The organism is Bremerella cremea, from assembly GCF_039541315.1.
Taxonomy (GTDB): Bacteria; Planctomycetota; Planctomycetia; order Pirellulales; family Pirellulaceae; genus Bremerella; species Bremerella cremea.
Genome location: NZ_BAABFZ010000009.1, coordinates 288,545 through 302,710 on the forward strand (window position 1 = coordinate 288,545; position 14,166 = coordinate 302,710).

Genomic DNA, 14,166 nt, shown 5'->3' on the forward strand with positions numbered 1-14,166 from the left:
CGCATCGGTTATGCTGGAAGCTGCGACGAAGCGGGTCGGCAAGCCAAGTTCCGGCCGGCAGCTTTTCGATGACTGGGCACTTTGCCACTGGAGGGCCGCGATGAACCAACTTGCACGAAGCCTAGCCCAGAAGACCCTTTCGATTTGCCTGCTGGTCGGGATGTCGTTGTCGGTTGCCACCGCTGCCGAGCCAGCCCCACAGGTCGCCGAACAGATTACGCGGTTCTCGCGTTTGCTCTCGCTTGAAGATCCCCAGCTTCTGATCGACAAACCATGGGCGGTCATCGAAACAGGACCGAGCAATGCCCCGAAATTGCTCGAAGGGTGGGTGGTCGATCAGGATACCGATCAGATTCAGCTTCTCGATTGGCAAGGAGATCTGCGGCGGCTTCGTTTTCCCTCGGATGGTCTTCAACGGCCGGCGCTGGTGCGGCTTTTGAATGGCAAGCTGGATGTCGCCAGCCTTGAGCCGTCCGACTATGTGGTGGCCTGGGAATACCGCGAAATCGATTTCGCCCAGCGCAGTCGCGAATTCCTCCAGCACTTGAAACAACGCGACCGCAACGCGATTACCATTCAAACGCTTCTCGATACGGCTCGCTATACGTTCGCGGCGTGGATCCAGGACGACCGCGAGCATGCCTTAGAGCTATTCGATCAACTGGAACAAAAACAGCAAACGTTCCTCGATATCCGCGGCGTGCCTCATGAAGCGCTGGTCGAGCTCGATCCGTTTCTCGATTGGTTCTTCGCCGCCGAGCTCCGCACGCGGTCCGTGCTGATGACACGCAATGGCCATCCGTTCGGCGAGATCGCCCACCTCTGGCTGCGGATGGCTATGTTGCCGGACGATTTATTTCACGAAGACGTGAAGAAGCTCGTCGCCGGCTATCAACTGCTGGTCGGGGAAGAAGGAACCGTGCCGGAGCTTTCGTCCCGCGAAATCGCCGCGCTCAGCGAGCAGGAACAAGTCGATTATTGGATGTATCACCTGCGGAACTACGTGTCGATGCCGACGCTGCTGATGCGAAACGTTCGCAAGGAAGTGAACCCGGCCCTCGAGCTGAAGAAGCTCGGCGATGCAGCCATACCGACATTGATCGAGCACATGACCGACATGCGTCCGACCCGGTGCCAATCGCGTTACATTCGCTACCGCCATATGCATGTCTGGCCGCTGCGTTATGGCGACTGCTGCGTGACGATCTTCGAGGATATGACGAAGCACCAGATCTTCGATCGCGAAGCCAAAACCCATCATCCCACCTACGACGGCGTCGCGGCCGAGTGCCAGGCCAAGGCCCAGGCCTGGTGGGACGCGGAACTTGTCCGACGCCGGCAAATGCCATAAAAATGGTTGCCGGTGGGGTGAGCAACCTCCACAATAGAGCCATCCCCAAACCGACGGATGGAACGACAGGAGTATTTCGGTGAAGCGGTCAGCAATGGGTATCATCGTCGCGATGCTGGCGATGTTGGTTTCGCTGGAGGCAAGCCAGCGGCAAATCTGCGCGGAAGAACCTGATCCTCAGGTCATCTCGCAAATCCAAAGGCTCTCAGGCCTATTCGACGTCGCCAATAGCGCCGATCTGGAAGGCAAGCCCTGGGTCGAGCTGAGCACCGGTCCGTACAACGCGGCCGAGCGGCATGAAGGCTGGTTGCTCGAGCAGGTAGACGGATTCGTTTCGATCCGAACCTGGGATGGTGAGCTGAAGCGTTTCCCGGTGCCGCCAACCGGAGCGGAACGGCCACGCATTCATTATGACTTGCAGCAAGAGCTGGTCGACGAACAACTGGAAAAGGCCGACTATCGCCTGGCCTGGCTCGTCATCCCCTCGAACGTTCAGAATCGAGCCAGCTCGGTTCTCCGAATCGAGCGCCGTAAAGCAGCCTACATGCGTCGAGCCGAAGGTGTGCTCGAGATTGCCCGCTACGCTTATATCCTGCTAACGCAAGGTGACCTTGAGCAAGCCATCAAGATGTACCAGTTCGCGGAAGAGACTTATCCCAGATATCTGAAGCGGATGGGTGTCACTGGCGAACAGTATTCCAATTTGAACCAGTTCGTGGGGACGCACTACGCTCGCACGCTTCGCAATGACGCGATCGCTCAGAAATCTCCTAAACTCACGGACGAACAAATGCTCGAACGTTGGCTCCGCATTTCACGCGTGCCGGACAACGTCGACTACGAGCATGTGGTCTCGCTGGTCGAAGGGTATGTTTTGCTGGCTGGCGATCACGACCCGTTTGAAGAGGTCGTTGAAGTTCCCGACATGAAAGGGTGGAGCAAATCACAACAAGCAGACTTCTGGGTTTCGATCATCCATCGTCAGCCATGGCCTAGCGATGACATGACCGACACGGAGAAATCGCTGAACGGAATCGCACAGCTTAAGGAGCTTGGGCGAGCGGCGCTGCCGGCGATCGTCGGCCGGATGGACGACATCCGCCCCATGAAAATCACCACCTACTGGATCCGCCACCATGAAATGGGCTACTGGCCGATGCGCAGCAGCGATGGCTGCGTGCGACTGTTTGAAGAAATCACCGGCCATTCGCTATCCAGCCAGGAAGGAAAGATCGGGTATCCCAGCTACGACGGTATGGTGCAGACCTGCCAGGTAGAAGCCCAGGCCTGGCTCGAAAACGAACGAGCTCGGTCGACCTTGAGTGCTTCCAGTAGCCAGCCTTAGGGCTACTGGATCATCATTTCTTCTTCGTCCGAAACCGAGAGCTGGATTTCGCCGGCATCTTCCAGACGACGCACGATATCGACGATCTGCTGCTGAACGCCTTCAACCTCCGACAGCTTGACCGAGCCGAGGAAGTCCATTTCTTCCAGCAGCATTTCGCCGGCACGTTTCGACATGTTGCCGACGATCTTGTCGCGCAGGTCTTGGCTGGCTCCCTTGAGTGCCATGGCCCACTGCGAGGTCTCGACGTTCTTGAGAACCGCTTGGATGTCTTTGTCGGCCAGCTTTTGAATATCGTCGAAGACGAACATCAAGCGGCGAATTTCTTCGACCAGGTCAGGGTCTTCCTGCGAGAGATTCTCGAGCAGGGCCTTGCCGGTGCTGCGGTCGGTAACGTTGAGGATCTCGGCCACACTGGGGATACCGCCCGCGTTCTCGAACGACTGGCTCATCACGCTGGCCATTCGATCTTCCAGCCCACGTTCGACCTCGCGGATCACCTCGGGGTTGGTTTGCCCCATGTTGGCGATACGGCGGATGACCGATAACTGCCGCTCAGCCGGTAAGCCCGAGATCAACTCGGCACCGTACGAAGCAGGCAAGTGAGACAGAATGAGGGCGATCGTCTGCGGATGTTCGTCCACGATAAAGGTCAGCAAGTTCTGACTATCGACCTTCCGCAAGAAGCCAAAGGGAACCGATTCAACCGACTGGCGGACGTTGTCCAGCGTTTCGGTCGCATTCTTACCTAAAGCCTTCGTCACGAGGCTCTTTGCCAGGTTGATCCCGCCGCCGCCGCCGCCCAGCTGATTGGGATTCTGCTCGGCGAAGGCCAAAATGGCCGCTTCCTGCTCGGCTCCGCTCAAATTGTCGAGCTGCGCGATCTCGATACAGACCGATTCGACCTGTTTCGGCGTCAGCTTCCCCATCAACTTCGCAGCCTCATCCTCAGGCAGCGTCATCAAAATGATGGCGGCCTTGCGGAGCGCTGGGTTCGAGAAGTGCTGGCTTGGATCGCGTTTGGCCATGGTAGTCGACAGGGGACGACAGGAAATGAGAGGCTCGTGTATCCGTATTGATCGACAAGTTCGACTTTGACGATTAGTCAAAATCGCTCGGCACCCCAACTGCTAGCAGCTGGATCTTCTGGAACGAGAGCCGGGAAATGCAAAACGGCAGCCGAATCCCACTGGGTTCCCGCTGCCGCGTCGATCTCAGAACCGGGTCGGGCCTGAGGGATTTTTGAATTGGATGCGATGCTTAGGCCATGACCGGCAGCGGGGTGAAACCAACCTTCAAAGCCATTGGGCCCCAAGGGCAGTCGAACGTCACGGCGATCGGCTTCACTTCCGAAGGGAAGCGAATGTCCGGAGGGTGACCGACCACAACGTTTGGCAAGCTGATCGAAAGCTGGAACTCTTCCAGTTCCGCCTTGGCCGAGCCTGCCACCATGTTGGCAATTTCACCGACGGCATCGACGACGTCGTCGGTCAGGCCATCGAATTCGCTGGGTTCCATCATCAGCATTGCGGCAGCCGCGTGGACCGCGACTTCCTGCGACAACAAAACTACGACCGAACCTTGGGCACGACCAGAAAGGCCGATCACGCCGCTAACCTCAAAGCGTTCATTGACCTGATCGGCCATGCACAGCTTGTCCCGTTTGATAGAACAACCAAGCATGGTGTCGAAGGTGACAGTCGTAGAGCGGATGAACGGGTTGATGTATTCGACCTGCATGTTGGACACCAAGGTTCTAGGTGACTACGTTGACGCGACACTACCGTCTTCTGCGGCTGCAACTTCGACGCGTGGCGTGAAGCTGTCCTGGCTCGGAAGACTCCAAAAAATAGATCGCTCACACGCGCGGTCAAACAGAAATCGCTCACCGCAGTGCTGTTTTTTGCCACCCCGATCGAGGAATGCAAATTTCGTTCAGCGGCATGTAGCAAAAAGGAAGGTGTGCCAAATCGACCATGACGATTGCAACGATTGTCCGGCCCGATTTCGCTAGGAGAACTCGCAATAACCCCACTGACCGTAATTTTCGTCAACTCCGACCCTCAGGACTTCGGGTTTCCACTGCAAACGGCTTTCCAGCAGGGACAGTAACTGCTGACCAATCCATTGGGCCAGCAATTCGGTCGTGGTGTTGGGGATGTCCAGCAGCACGCATTCTTCCTTCGGAAAAACCCACCGTCGCTCCTCGAAGGTCGCCGTCACTTCCTTCTCGTCCGACTGAACGTGGATTGTCGGATGCTGCGTGGGCAAGAGCATGCGGTGATCGAGCCCGTTGACGATCTCCTGCAACGAGTCTCGCAGGGCAATGAAATCGACCACGTAGTGATTCTCGTCCAGCGGACCGTGCAATTCGACTTCGACCTTGTAGTTATGGCCGTGGATACGCTCGCAGATGTTGCCACCGAAGGTAATGAAGTGTCCCGCGCTGAATACCAGGTGATCTTTGGTCAGTTTGACCCAGTGACGAATCGGCATGGGGCGAGATCCTCGGCGAAGGGAAATGCGATCGACTAAACAAACGGGGCGACGATTCGATTCTGTCGCAAGCAGACCAGCAGGCCGGCCGCGATCAGATCGGCCGTGGTCCCGGGATTTCGCTTGTGGCCATCGCAGCGGAGCCAAAAGTCGAGATTGGCAAGTTGCTGCAGGTAGTCGTCCTCGAACGGTGGCCCGGCATCGAGCACCCGCTGGGCCATCACGGCACTTTGCTGAGCTAATTCTGGCCCATTCTTTCTGGCGATCAAGGTATCCGGAAGACGAGCCATCAAAGCGATATGAGCATGCACAATCCGATGGCTGAGCGGAAGCTTCTGGCGGCTTTCATCCAACAGCAGTGGGACCACCAAATCAAATACGTCGCTAAATCGCTTGACGTACTGGCGGGCCACCAGATCGCGGTCTGCCGCGATCTGCATCGCCTCGACGATATGCGACGGGGCCGTGCCCGAGACATCATGTTCATCCGATTGCCCCATCCCGCCAGGCGTGGCCAGACGGATCGCTTCGTAAATTGCGGCGGCATCGTCGGCGGTTGATTGCCGAATGACTTCCGCGGCACCTTCCTGCAACCGGCTTTCATCCGCCGCGGCTACCAACGGTGCCATCAGCAAAATCATGCCGAGGTTCGTGTTTGTCCGTGTGACCAGCGAAGTCGCTTCGACCGCTTGTAGCACCAGTTTTCCTAGCGGCAACGTCTTGGCCTGATCGAAAACCGGACCGATCGCGACCGCACTGGCGAGAAAGTCTTGCAGCGTGACGTCTTCAAAATCGGCGCTGCGATGGACATTGCCAGGCTTCGGAGCGCACACTTCCAGCGTACAAGCCAACGTTGCCAGTTGACCGATCGAGAGCCGTTTCGAATCGCTCATCGTGGCATCTCGGCCGCGGCGACTTCGGGCTCATCTTGCAGGAAATTGCGGAGCAGCGGTTCGATGCGTTCGCTGGCGTCTTCCACCACATAGTGACCACAATCTTCGTAAACGGTCGCTCGTGCAGTCGGCCAGATCGTTTGGAACCGCTCGAGGCATTCCATGCGGAAGCACCAGTCTTTCGCGCCCCAGATCAACTGGATCGGCAGGTGCGAGAGGGTGGGCAGGCGTTCTTCCATTTGCTTCAGCACGCCATATGTCGGATGGCTGGTCGACAGCGGAATATCCTGCACGAAGCGAGCCGTCGCAATGCGGTTGTGATAGTTGTCGTACGGGGCAATGTACCCGGCACAAACGTCCGGCGTGAACTTCTCGGGCTTCTCGGTCGCCATCGTCAACGCCGGCCGGGCAAAGGCATTGAACGTGCGAACCATCCACGGGCCCAGCCCTGGAATACGACACGCTCGAATCCGTAGCGGACAGTAGGGCGGCGGAAACGCACCGGTGTTGAACAGCACCAGGCGTGCAAATCGATCAGGCCGCGCCAGAGCCGCCCCCAGGCCGATCGCTCCGCCCCAATCGTGCACCAGCAGATTGATGTCCCGCAGATCGAGTTTGTCGATCAACGTGACCAGGTTATCGATATGCTGCTGCAGACAATAGTTGTAATTCTGCGGCTTGTCCGAAAGGCCACAGCCGATGTGATCGACGGCGATCGTGCGATATTGATCTCGAAACTGCGAAACAATGTTTCGCCAATAGAACGACCAGGTCGGGTTGCCATGCACCATCAAGATCGGCTGGCCGGAACCTTCGTCGACGTAGTGATACCGCGCATCGGGCAATGCCAGGTAATGCGACGAAAACGGATATAGCTTGCGCCAAGCGGCCGACTCGGACATGGTCTATTCGAGGTCTCGCGGAAGGATCGAAACCCCTAGTTTACCGGTTCCAAGCGAGATCACTAGGTGGCGGCCCACCTCAGCCACAGGGCAGGGGGCGGGTTCGCTTTCGCGACCAACCCTCGCAGTTGGGGGCCAGCGTTAGGGCACGTTGGCCATCTTGGCCCGCTTTTGCCAGAAATCGCGGGCTTCGCGCTGCAAATCAATGATTTCGTTACGCTGGTCGCCATCGGGCAGATCGATGTTCATGGCCCGGCGAAACACCCAGTCGCGGAAGAATTCCGACGCCGATTTGCTGATCCGAGGCTGTCCATTCGCTTCGACAAAGAATGGAGCAGTCGTGGCGTATTGATAGTAGCCCGACTCTTCCGTCACGACACGCACCAGAAACCAGCCCGAGTCGCTGAACTCCAGCGGAGGCAAAATCCCGCGTCGATCCTTATATTCGTCGAGCGAGACCTCGATCTCCTTCTTGCCATTCTTGATGACTTCCAGATAGGCAATCCGCTGCCGCGTGGCGAGGCTTAAGGCGATTTGAAATTCATGCTTTTCGCCGATATTGATCGGGAAAACGTGCCCCGGCGGATAGCCTTCGACACTCGCCCTTAGCAGCGGCCCGTTGGTGACGAACAGATTTCCGGCGTCAATCGCGTCCCACCAGGCATCGGGCGAATAGGTCCCTTCGACCTGGGCGTAGACGCGATCGAGTCGCGATGACTCGGCATCTTCATTGGTGCCATTGGCGGCGACGGGAGGAATTCGCAGCCCGGTTTCCAGCAGTTTGTAATAGATATCGAGTGCCAGCCGAGCCTTGCCGGTAACATCTCCCTTGCGGATTTTGCCTGCTTCTTTGGCCAGCGGATGCTTGTCCGAGAAGGTATAGCCTTCGATTTCCGGGCCCAAAATGGCGATCGAATCGAGTAGATCGTGCGAGATCCACAGTGGCAGATCCGGTTCCAAAGGACTGGCTGCGGTGACATGAGCCTTCTTCAAATCGGCCTCGAAGAACGTTGCCGCAGGGTACTCTGGCTGCAGTCGCTGCACCGGCAGAGGCTCGTTCATGCGAGAGAACCATAGTTTGCCACCGGCTCGGGCATCTTCGCCCCCCATCTCCCACAGAGAACGAAATGTCCCGAATTCGTCGCGTAATTTGGTGATCGGTCGGCCGGCCCAAGGATTGATTTGATTGTTCCAGGTGATCTGCGTTCCCAGCACCAGATCGTCGGCCAGCATGATCGTTTCCAGGTCTTTCGTGCCACCAGAAAGTGCCACATTACCGGGGTACCAGCCTTCCTTCTTCATATCGATGAAGCGCTTCAGCTCGATCGTCCGACTGTCAGTGTCGCCAGAATTCAGGATGAACGATCCTTCCATGAAGGGATATTCTGGCCCGGCATCGAGACGAAAGTTGTATGGCCCTGGGCGCAGCTTCATTTTCAAACTGCCGGTGAAATAGGCCGTTCCGTCGATCATCAACGCCCCGTCGATTCGCTGGGCTTTTTCGCGAGAGTTCAAAATCCGAATCTTCGCCGAGCACGGAAGTTGCGTCTCGGCATCGACCACGCGCAGTTCGTATTCGGCGTAGGCAGCCAGCAAAATGGTTGGCATCAGCAGCAGTGCCACCAGGGCCAAGCAATGGCGGAGGAAGACGAATACCGAAGGTAAAAGCATGGCAAAGACAGTTTTTTGAAAGGGCGGCGCGTGTGTCGCTTTATCAATTATGGGATAATCGGCCGCTCTCCCCAGGGCGGCTTCCAAGTATAGAATAGCTTGCAGGGGGTTCCGCCGGATGCTTGAAATCGGGCGAATCGAACCCTGCGTTTGTGTTGGAAGTTGTTTTCAGAACATCAGTTAGGCGAAATCGTAGAAGTTCATGGCTGAAGACTACTATCAAATTTTGGGCGTTTCTCGCTCCGCGACTCCGGAAGAGATTCGGAAGGCCTACAAGAAACTGGCTCAGAAGTATCATCCCGACCTGAACCCTGACGACGAGGCGGCGAAGACCAAGTTCAAGGAAATTCAGAACGCCTACGACGTCATCGGGGATGCCGAAAAGCGGAAGAAGTACGACCAGTTCGGCAGTAACTTCGAGCACATGGGTGCCGGCGGACCGGGCGGCGGTCCAGGTGGTTTCCATCAGTGGCGATCGCAAGGTGGTCCTGGCGGCCCCGGAGGATCCCAGTTCGAGTTTGACCTGGGCGATCTCTTCGGCGGAGGTGGCGGCGGAGGCTTTGCCGACATGTTCGGTGGCGGATTCGGTGGAGGCGGCGGAGGTCGTCGTCGCCAAGCGCAACCGATGCGTGGCAACGATCTGCAGCACGACGTGAACGTCCCCTTCAAGCAGGCTATGGAAGGTGGCGAGATCAACCTGAACGTTCGTCGTCCCAGCGGCGAAATGGAACGGCTGACCGCCAAGATTCCTCCTGGTATCGAAGATGGCAAGAAGATCCGTCTACGCGGCCAAGGCGACCCTGGTCCCAATGGCGGACCGGCCGGCGACCTGCTTATTCGGATCCACGTCGACGCTCACAAATACTTCACCCGTAACGGCAAGGACCTGGAAGTCACCGTTCCGATTACCCTGGGCGAAGCACTACTGGGTGGCTCGGTCGATGTTCCCACGCCAGCTGGCACCGTCACCATGAAGATCCCTGCAGGCAGTTCCAGCGGACGACGCTTGCGTGTTCGCGGTCAGGGCGTGCCGGCGGCATCTGGCGAACCTGGCGACCTCTATGTTGTGTTGCAGGTCACCATCCCTGAAAGTCCGACGGAAGAGTTGAAGCAAGCAGTCGAAGAGTTCGCCAGCCAGCATCCCCAAGATCCTCGCAAAGACCTTCGCTGGTAAGTGGAAGGCATGCGTGTGACGGAAAAGTCTCAACGATTTTCGGCCGAGCTTCGTTTGAAAACGCCGGCCGATTTCGACGCGGTATTCACCCGCCGATCTTCCGCCGGTAACGGCTGGCTGGTGGTCTATGCGGCCCGCAACGATCTGGGCGTCTGCCGTCTGGGCCTGGTCGTGGCCAAAAAGAAGATCGGCAATGCCGTCCAGCGGAATCGCTGGAAGCGGCGGCTGCGCGAAGTTTTCCGCACCAATCGCGAGAAGCTTCCTCGAGGGTTCGACTTCGTGGTGCTGCCCCAATCGAAGATGCATCCAGGCTTTGCCGACCTCGAAAATGGACTGGTGCAGCTGGCCCATCGCGCGGTGCGGAAATGGAAACGCAACCATGGGAGCGCCGGGCAACCTTCTTCCGGAAAGCCCAGTCCATGATGTTTCTATTTGCCGCCAGTCGAGCTTTGCTGGCCGAAGTGATGATCTTCCTGGTGCGGTGCTATCAATACACCCTCAGCCCCTGGGTCGGTCAGCAGTGTCGCTTCCAACCCAGCTGCAGCAACTACTTCATCCAGGCCGTCCGTAAGTATGGCCCGGTCTCGGGAGCGATCCGCGGGGCCTATCGCATCCTGCGGTGCAACCCACTCTGTAAGAGCGGCTTCGATCCTCCATAGCCAGCCAACTACGATCGCGCAAGAAACGACGCCCGATCTCTCGCTAGCAGCGGCCTTTGGCAAAGTTTGCCGGTTACGCAAAAGATTCCACTCATCTCCACCGATACATGAGAGTGTGCTTTCGCAGAGTTGCGGAAGGGGAGCAACCATCTTTGCTGACTGCCAGGGAGTGGCATCCGCGATGCGGCTGTACGGGAAGAAACTTGTCGCGCTGATTACCGTCGCAATCTTGCTGAAAAGCGGGTGTGTCTCGGTTCGCTACGACGATGTCCACTTCCCCGATCAACCGACGATGGCGACCTGTGCCGCTCCGGAACACGCCATGCCAGCACTTGGATCGGTGACTGATCCGCAGCTCGAGCCACCTCCGGTTCCGCTGCTTTCGGAAGTGACCGAGGGCGAAATGGCTGAGGAAGTTGCCAAGCCACCGGCAAAAATTGCCGAACTGGCGATGGCACCTGGCGGCGAAGCTTGCGAAGGAAACTGCCCGCCCGAGTCGAATGGCATTTCGCTCGGCTGGCATCATCGCCTGAAAGCCTTGTGGTGGATGCATCGTGCTAAGAAAGAGGAACGCGTTCCGGCTGTCGCCCCGCTGATTCCTCCTCACTCGCGATTCAATCCGGTTCCCACCCACCCGGTCTTCTCGAACCAGGTGATCTATACGGACGAGCAGCCGCGTCCCTTGCCATCGAAGATGGCCAAGCCGATGCCGCAGCACATGCCTACCCACGACCGTATGACCGAACAACCTTCCGACGACGAACACGCGCCGAAGACGCTTGATCAGGACATGCGGGTTGCCACGCCGATCACGCTGAACGCACCCGTTCGGCCAATCTCTAGCAAGTGGAAGTCGATCGAACTCGAATAGTTCGCCCTCGTTTCCCTTCATTCTTGACCGCCGCGAATGCTTGCGCGGTACGAAACATCCACCTCGACCGATATGCAGTCGCTGCGCTGGCATGGACTGCATTACCCAGGCCGCACAATTAGCGCACAAAGGGCCTTCTTGCTGGTAATCTAGGTCGACTCTGCGGCCCAACCCGGGAGGGATGAAGCGACCGAGGGGAGACTTCCGATGACACCTTTCGGCCCGCTAATCCATCTCTCCGCCTGTCGAAAGCAACGATCGGAGCTGCGGTGCCATTCCAACAGGTATCGACGACGCTCCGGGTTGCCGAAAGACGAGAGATCTATGCGTTCACCCTCTATGAATAACCTCGCCGTTCGTCTGTGCTGGCTCTTGCTCGCAGCTACGGTGTGCTATTCGCCTGCTTTCGCCGGCAGCTTCGCTCACGCCTCCGAGCTTCGCATGACTCCGATCGTCAAGGCGGTCCAGTCGGCGAAGGAATCGATCGTGAACATCCACGGGCACAAGACCGTGGCCGCTGTCAGTGCTGTCGGCGGAGATACCCCACGCCAAGTGAATGGCATGGGTACCGGTGTCATCATTGACCGTCGCGGGTTCATTGTCACCAACCACCACGTGGTCGATGGCGTTCGCCGCATTCAGGTCACCTTCAACAATGGCGAAACGCTAATCGCTCGCCTGATCGCGCACGACCTGACGACCGACCTGGCCGTGATTAAGGTCGATGCCGACGACGAACTTCCTTGCATCACCATTGGCAAGTCGACCGACTTGATGCCCGGCGAAACGGTTATCGCGGTTGGCAACGCCTACGGATACGAAAACTCCGTCACTCGCGGGATCATCAGCGCTCTGCACCGTAGCGTCCAGGTCACCGAGAACCAGAAGTACGACGACCTGATCCAGACCGATGCCAGCATCAACCCAGGCAACTCGGGTGGTCCGCTGCTGAACATCGATGGTCAAATGATCGGAATCAACGTGGCTGTCCGCGTCGGTGCCCAGGGCATTGGTTTCGCCATCCCTGTCGACACCGTCATGGAAATCTCTTCCCGCATGATGTCGACCGAACGCATGAGCGATCAGTATCACGGCATCCGCGGCAAGACGCTGTGGGAAAATGACCGTCCGGTCTTCAAGATCACCGGCGTCGAAAAGGACAGCCCCGCCGACGCAGCTGGCCTGCGAATTGGCGACACCCTGACCGAGCTGGCTGGTCAAAAGATCGAGCGACAGCTCGATGTCGAACTGGCCCTGCTGAACCGCAACCTAGGCGAAGAGATCTCGCTGAACGTCGATCGCTCGGGCGAAAGCGACAAGCAACTGGCGATCGTGGTGAAGAGCCTCAGCGGTGCCACCAACGTTTCGGACCTGGCGTGGCGTACGATGGGAGTGCGAGTCAAATCGATGCCAGAACGAGATTTCGCCCAGTTGGCCACGCGTTACCGTGGTGGCCTGCAAGTGGTCGCCGTCCGAGCTGGCAGCCCAGCTGAACTGGAAGGCATTCAGATCGGCGACATCCTGGTTGGCATGCACGACTGGGAAACGATCTCGTACGAGAACCTCGACTACATCTTGAAGAACAAGTCGGTCACGCAACGAGGTGCCATCCGGTTCTACATTCTGCGGGAGCGGGATACCTTGTACGGCGACATCAGCCTGGCCGCCACTCAGCAAATCACGCAACGATAAACTACCGGGCTCTGGCTTCGCGGCCAGGCACCACTCAGGGCACGACTAACCTTCCTGCGGTTGGTCGTGCCCTGAGTGCGTTCTTGGGACAAGTTTCCTTGCATCGGTCGCACCCTTCGGCAATCGCCGCCGCTGACCTATAATTGCGGCGGTTTCTGGTTTCCTCCTTGCGAAGGGTTTCGTTCGTGGAGCAGGCGTTCCTTCAGTTTCTCGCCAATCAAACGACCTCGCTTGCCGCTGGCAGCGTCGGGATTGGGGACGATGCGGCCATGCTGTCGTGGGGGGCCGAGCAGAAGCTGGTGGTCTGCACCGACTTGATCTCGGATGAAACCGACTTCCTGCTGCACGAAGTCACTCCGCAGCAGATCGGCCGGAAGGCGTTGGCGATCAACCTGAGCGACATCGCCGCGATGGCCTGCGAGCCCGTAGGAGCACTTCTCACGCTGCTTCTGCCGCAAGGCGAGTCCTCGTTGGACTTGGCGAAAGGAATCTACGAGGGAGCCGCTGAGCTCGCAGAATCGTATGGCTGCCCCATCATCGGTGGCGATACCAATAGTTGGCCTGGCAAGGTCGCAGTGAGCGTGACCGTTCTGGGCCGCTGTCCCGGCCCGCAGCCGCTCCTCCGTCAAGGAGCCCAGCCTGGCGACGCGATTGCTGTCACCGGCAAGCTGGGGGGAAGCATCCTCGGCCATCACCTCAGCTTCGAGCCACGCGTTCGTGAAGCGTTGGAGTTGCACCAGAACTTTCATCTGAACGCCGGCATGGATATCAGCGACGGGATTTCGATCGACCTGCCGCGACTCTGCCAGCAGAGCAGGGTAGGGGCCGAGATCGATGCCCGGCTGCTGCCGATCAGCGACGCCGCCCACCAAAGAAGCGAGAAAACCGGTAAACCAGCCTGGTGGCATGCCTTGAACGATGGCGAAGACTTCGAGCTGCTGTTCACCTTGCCTGCCGAGCAAATGGATCGACTCGCCACCCAGTGGACCGAAAGCGTTCCGATAACCAAAATAGGTACCGTTCGCGAAGCATCTCCCCTGATGCTGATTGATCTGGAAGGGACACGTCAGCCCCTTCTGCCCGAAGGTTTCTCTCACCAATAACCCCACCGA

14 protein-coding genes are annotated in these 14,166 nt (G+C 58.1%); 8 read left to right on the top strand and 6 right to left on the bottom strand.

Annotated elements, in window-relative coordinates; translation table 11 throughout:
- Positions 1–100 precede the first annotated feature (100 nt).
- Both ABD890_RS24715 and ABD890_RS24720 read left to right on the top strand, forming a co-directional pair.
- On the top strand, positions 101–1,351 hold the full coding sequence (locus tag ABD890_RS24715; protein ID WP_345095652.1) for a hypothetical protein: 1,251 nt from the start codon (positions 101–103) through the stop codon (positions 1,349–1,351).
- 94 nt (positions 1,352–1,445) lie between these two features.
- A complete protein-coding gene (locus ABD890_RS24720) occupies positions 1,446–2,696 on the top strand; it encodes a hypothetical protein (protein WP_345095654.1) in 1,251 nt (416 codons plus the stop codon).
- A 2-nt stretch (positions 2,697–2,698) separates the two neighbouring features.
- On the opposite strand, the gene fliG is transcribed toward ABD890_RS24720, so the two are convergent.
- The 6 genes from fliG to ABD890_RS24750 form a co-directional block, all read right to left on the bottom strand.
- Complete coding sequence (gene fliG / locus ABD890_RS24725; protein ID WP_345095655.1) at positions 2,699–3,724, bottom strand: flagellar motor switch protein FliG; 1,026 nt, start codon at positions 3,722–3,724, stop codon at positions 2,699–2,701.
- A gap of 232 nt (positions 3,725–3,956) precedes the next feature.
- On the bottom strand, positions 3,957–4,436 hold the full coding sequence (locus tag ABD890_RS24730; protein ID WP_345095872.1) for a chemotaxis protein CheX: 480 nt from the start codon (positions 4,434–4,436) through the stop codon (positions 3,957–3,959).
- Between the two features lie 270 nt (positions 4,437–4,706).
- Positions 4,707–5,192 (bottom strand): 6-pyruvoyl trahydropterin synthase family protein, encoded by a 486-nt coding sequence (locus tag ABD890_RS24735; RefSeq protein ID WP_345095657.1) that lies wholly within the window; start codon positions 5,190–5,192, stop codon positions 4,707–4,709.
- A gap of 35 nt (positions 5,193–5,227) precedes the next feature.
- On the bottom strand, positions 5,228–6,085 hold the full coding sequence (locus ABD890_RS24740) for a triphosphoribosyl-dephospho-CoA synthase (protein WP_345095659.1): 858 nt from the start codon (positions 6,083–6,085) through the stop codon (positions 5,228–5,230).
- On the bottom strand, positions 6,082–6,987 hold the full coding sequence (locus ABD890_RS24745; protein ID WP_345095661.1) for an alpha/beta fold hydrolase: 906 nt from the start codon (positions 6,985–6,987) through the stop codon (positions 6,082–6,084). Before ABD890_RS24745 ends, ABD890_RS24740 begins: the two co-directional genes overlap by 4 nt.
- A 141-nt stretch (positions 6,988–7,128) precedes the next feature.
- Complete coding sequence (locus ABD890_RS24750) at positions 7,129–8,658, bottom strand: CehA/McbA family metallohydrolase domain-containing protein (protein WP_345095663.1); 1,530 nt, start codon at positions 8,656–8,658, stop codon at positions 7,129–7,131.
- A 202-nt stretch (positions 8,659–8,860) separates the two neighbouring features.
- Here ABD890_RS24750 and ABD890_RS24755 point away from each other — a divergent pair, with 202 nt between their 5' ends.
- The 6 genes from ABD890_RS24755 (at position 8,861) to ABD890_RS24780 (ending at position 14,157) form a co-directional block, all read left to right on the top strand.
- Positions 8,861–9,832 carry a DnaJ C-terminal domain-containing protein gene (locus ABD890_RS24755; RefSeq protein ID WP_345095665.1) on the top strand — a complete coding sequence of 324 codons (972 nt, stop codon included), beginning with the start codon at positions 8,861–8,863 and terminating at the stop codon, positions 9,830–9,832.
- A 9-nt stretch (positions 9,833–9,841) separates the two neighbouring features.
- Positions 9,842–10,255: a ribonuclease P protein component gene (gene rnpA, locus ABD890_RS24760; RefSeq protein WP_345095667.1), complete on the top strand. Its 414-nt coding sequence runs from the start codon at positions 9,842–9,844 to the stop codon at positions 10,253–10,255.
- A complete protein-coding gene (yidD, locus tag ABD890_RS24765) occupies positions 10,252–10,491 on the top strand; it encodes a membrane protein insertion efficiency factor YidD (RefSeq protein ID WP_345095669.1) in 240 nt (79 codons plus the stop codon). The genes rnpA and yidD overlap by 4 nt, the downstream gene beginning before the upstream one ends.
- 181 nt (positions 10,492–10,672) lie before the next feature.
- Positions 10,673–11,362 carry a hypothetical protein gene (locus tag ABD890_RS24770; RefSeq protein WP_345095671.1) on the top strand — a complete coding sequence of 230 codons (690 nt, stop codon included), beginning with the start codon at positions 10,673–10,675 and terminating at the stop codon, positions 11,360–11,362.
- Between the two features lie 324 nt (positions 11,363–11,686).
- Positions 11,687–13,054 carry a S1C family serine protease gene (locus tag ABD890_RS24775; protein ID WP_345095673.1) on the top strand — a complete coding sequence of 456 codons (1,368 nt, stop codon included), beginning with the start codon at positions 11,687–11,689 and terminating at the stop codon, positions 13,052–13,054.
- A gap of 185 nt (positions 13,055–13,239) precedes the next feature.
- Positions 13,240–14,157 carry a thiamine-phosphate kinase gene (locus ABD890_RS24780; RefSeq protein WP_345095675.1) on the top strand — a complete coding sequence of 306 codons (918 nt, stop codon included), beginning with the start codon at positions 13,240–13,242 and terminating at the stop codon, positions 14,155–14,157.
- The last annotated feature ends 9 nt before the right edge of the window (positions 14,158–14,166 follow it).